At 42.0% G+C, this 3946-nt stretch carries 3 protein-coding genes; all 3 read left to right on the top strand.

The features are described 5' to 3' along the window. Nucleotides 1-631 (top strand): acyl-CoA desaturase (locus tag RRG12_RS41640; protein WP_420763193.1); only part of this gene is annotated, 631 nt, incomplete at its 5' end. Between the two features lie 185 nt (nucleotides 632-816). Beyond that, nucleotides 817-942 carry a hypothetical protein gene (locus RRG12_RS41635; protein ID WP_420762424.1) on the top strand — a complete coding sequence of 42 codons (126 nt, stop codon included), beginning with the start codon at nucleotides 817-819 and terminating at the stop codon, nucleotides 940-942. 297 nt (nucleotides 943-1239) lie between these two features. Continuing rightward, nucleotides 1240-3946 (top strand): GAF domain-containing protein (locus RRG12_RS41630; protein ID WP_420763192.1); only part of this gene is annotated, 2707 nt, incomplete at its 3' end.

The following is a 3946-nucleotide window of genomic DNA, read 5'->3' as shown; positions in this document are numbered from 1 at the left end:
GTTAGTGTATGCGTTCGCTATTTTGGGTGCATTATCTTTACAAGGAGGGCCTATTTTCTGGGTGGCTGGACATCGTTTGCATCATGCTCATACTGAAGACGAATATAAAGATCCCTACTCTGCCCGCAGAGGTTTTTGGTGGAGTCATATCCTGTGGATTTTTTATCCCCGTCCAGAATTCTTTGAATATGAGCGCTATCAGCGGTTTGCTCCTGATTTAGCGCGAGATCCCTTTTACCGTTGGCTCAATCGCTACTTTCTACTACTGCAAATTCCAGTTGGATTGTTGCTTTATGCACTTGGCGGTTGGTCATTCCTTATCTATGGTCTATTTTTCAGATATGTGATTCTCTGGCATACGACTTGGTTGATCAACTCAGTCACTCATATGTGGGGATACCGCACTTTTGACAGCAATGATAATTCTCGTAATCTTTGGTGGGCAGCTATTCTCACCTATGGCGAAGGGTGGCACAATAATCACCATGCCTATCCTCATGTAGCGAAATGTGGTTGGCGCTGGTGGGAAATCGATATGACTTGGTGGGCAATTGGATTGTTGAAAACAGTCGGTTTGGCAAAAGATGTCAACCTGCCACCCAACCGGGTGATAAAAGCTGGAGATTTGTAGATTTTGTCGCAACCTGTAGGTATGCAAAGCTTGCAGTTGAAGCTGTAGTTCTGGCTACTCCTACTGTTGCTAGCTAGTTGTTTGTTTTTGTTCCTCAACTCCACAATATCAGCGCTCTCTAAACAGAGAGCGCTTTTCTCTTTTACAAGTTAAGGACAAAGCATCATGCAATCCGTGCAGGAGTCGTGAAAAATAGCGATCCTGTGATTTTTGAATTATGTGAATTAGTTTGCGATCGCATTGGCAATCAAATACAAAAACGGGCCAAAGAATTTGAACATATTAAACCCTTTAGCACCCTCTCAAAATAACTGTTTCCTCAGTTAAGAAAAGCAAAAGTTTCAATAATTTTGCAACTGAAATATATATTGTTTTGTCATGGATGTCAAGAGTTAAAATTCTAAAAAACCTGGCTGGACTTTTGACTCTTGAGACCCTCTACAAAACAATATGGAAGTATTTTTATTGTAAAGATATTATTAATTATCGTATTTTAACTTGAACTCAACTTTTTCTTTAGTTATATTATCATTATTTGGTAAAGCTTTTTCATACCAGTACATAAAGATAATTTATTTAATTAAGATTTTATATTTTGTAATATTGCAATGCTCTCCAATGATGTATCAGGTTATGAAACTGATTTCAAGCAAATCCTTCATCAAATTAGGATGCTGGCTGTACAAATTCACCAGTCCCTTGAATTGAGTGAAATTCTCAACATTATTGTCGCCGAAGTCAGAAAAACCTTAGAAAGCGATCGCGTTGTTATCTATCGCTTCTTGCCTGATGGAGATGGAGTCATAGCTGAAGAGTCTGTCAGTGGTGCATGGAAACCGATTTTAGGGCAATTAATTTATGACCCTTGCTTCAATACCACATGGGTAGAGCGATATCAAGAGGGACAGATTAATATCATTGAAGACATTGATACTAAACAGCTTGATCCTTGTTACAAAAAATTATTAATGGGTTTGCAGATTCGAGCTAATTTAGTAGTACCTATTTTAATAAATAGTCAGAAAAATAATGGAATTTCTAGTACATATCCTCATCTGTGGGGCTTACTAATTGCTCATCAATGCAGTAGTCCACGTCAGTGGAGTTCTTTAGAGACTGAGTATCTCCAACTGGTAGCAGCAGAACTAGGAATTGCTCTTGGGCAAATAAAATGGCATCAGCGATTGGCTACGCCCTGCCAATCGCTAAGTACAACGCAAGTTGCCAATCAGATTGATCGAGAAACATTGAGATCAATTGAAGCGCTATGTCATACCACTTTGATGATCTCGCTTTACACAATGGATGGTTTACCGTTGATGCAAAACCCCGCAGCCCTCCGCTGTTATGGGGGTAGCTTGCACGCTAACTCATCAACCGAAAATACTTTTCTGTCCCACTTTGTTGACAAGAATGTTGGGCAACAAGCTATCGAGGTGATTAATTTAGGTGAAATGTTCAGCATTGAAACCCAGGTGTTTACAAATCAGGGGATTCGGTGGCATTGTATTGACACACAATGTACCCGCGATCCTGTAACGGGTAACTCCACGATCCTCGTCAACGAAAAGGATATTACCAAGCAACAAGCTGTACTGCAAGAACGCCAGCGTGCAGAGTCAGAATTGCTCTGGCGGGAAGCTTTGCTGCGTTCCATGACTGACACTTCTTTGCTAGGATTCTTTGTTGTTGACAATGGCACCGACGAAATCCTCTATTTCAATCACCGCTTCTGTGAAATATGGGGCATTGAACATCTAGAAGCCCAGATGCGGCTGGGTGCTTTAAAAAACAATGACATAATTCCCGACTGTATACCTTCAATTGCCGATGTGCCAGCATTTGCCCAATCGTGTAAACCATTGCAGTCTCAAGAAAATCGTTGCACAATTGAGGATGAAATCTTATTTGTCGATGGACGAACGATCCGCCGCTTTTCCAGCCAAATTCGGGATACTCAGGATCGATACTTTGGCAGACTATACATTTTTGAAGACATCACAGAGCGTAAACAAATCGAAGCTGCACTCAAAGCCAGTGAAGAAAGATGGCAGTATGCCTTGGAAGGAAATGGCGATGGAGTTTGGGACTGGAATGTTCAAACTAACGAAGTCTTTTTCTCCCGCCGATGGAAAGAAATGTTAGGGTTTGCAGAACATGAGATTGGTAACATACTCAGTGAATGGGATCAACGGGTTCACTCCGATGATAAACCACGGGTTTACGAGGAAATTAACAAGCATTTTCGCGGTGAAACTCAACAGTATGTCAGTGAACATCGTGTTAGGTGCAAAGATGGAACCTACAAGTGGATTCTAGATCGGGGGCAAATTTTTAGTCGCGCAGACAATGGTCTTCCCCTACGGATGTTAGGAACCCATACTGATATTACTGAACGCAAGCGTATGGAAGAAGCGCTGCGATCAAGTGAACAACGCTATCGTTCTGTAATTACAGCGATGGCAGAAGGTATTGTCCTACAGAAAGCTGATGGACGCATTACTGCCTGTAACGAGAGTGCCGAAAGAATTTTAGGGTTAACAGCTGACCAAATGATGGGGCGAAGTTCCATTGATCCGCAATGGAAACCCATTCACGAAGATGGTACTTCTTTCCCAGGCGAAACCCATCCCGCTATTGTCACCTTACACACAGGACAACCTCAATTTAACGTCGTTATGGGAGTTCACAAACCTGATAGTAGCCTGTCATGGATTTCCATTAATTCTCAACCACTGTTTAAACCAGATGAATCACAACCTTATGCTGTAGTGGCATCATTTACAGATATCACAGTCCGCAAACAAGCAGAACTCGCGCTGCGACAACAAGCAGAACGGGAACGGATGATTTCCGCGATCGCTCAACACATGCACCAATCCTTGGATTTAGATGAAATATTGAACACAACTGTTGCCGAAGTCAGACAATTTCTACAAACCGATCGCGTCATTATCTACCGTTTTAACCGTGATTGGAGCGGTCTAGTTGTTACGGAGTCTGTGACAGAAGGTTGGCAATCGCTCCTTAATATTGAAATTACAGACAGCTATATTGTAGAAAAGCAAGGACAGTTTTATCAACAAACTACGCTCAAAGCTACTTCAGACATTTATACCGCAGGACTTGTCCCTTGTCATATAGAATTACTGGAACAGTTGCAAGTCAGAGCTAAATTAGTTGTACCGATTTTACAAGGCGATGGGCTTTGGGGACTGTTAATTGCTCATCATTGTAGTGCCCCACGTGAGTGGCAACCTTGGGAGGAAGAACTGCTTCAGCAATTGGCAACACAGGTGGCGATCGCTATTCAGC

The sequence above is a fragment of the Nostoc sp. CALU 546 genome, assembly GCF_048836525.1.
Note: the sequence above shows the minus strand (reverse complement) of the source record. Positions and strands in the feature narration are given on the sequence as shown.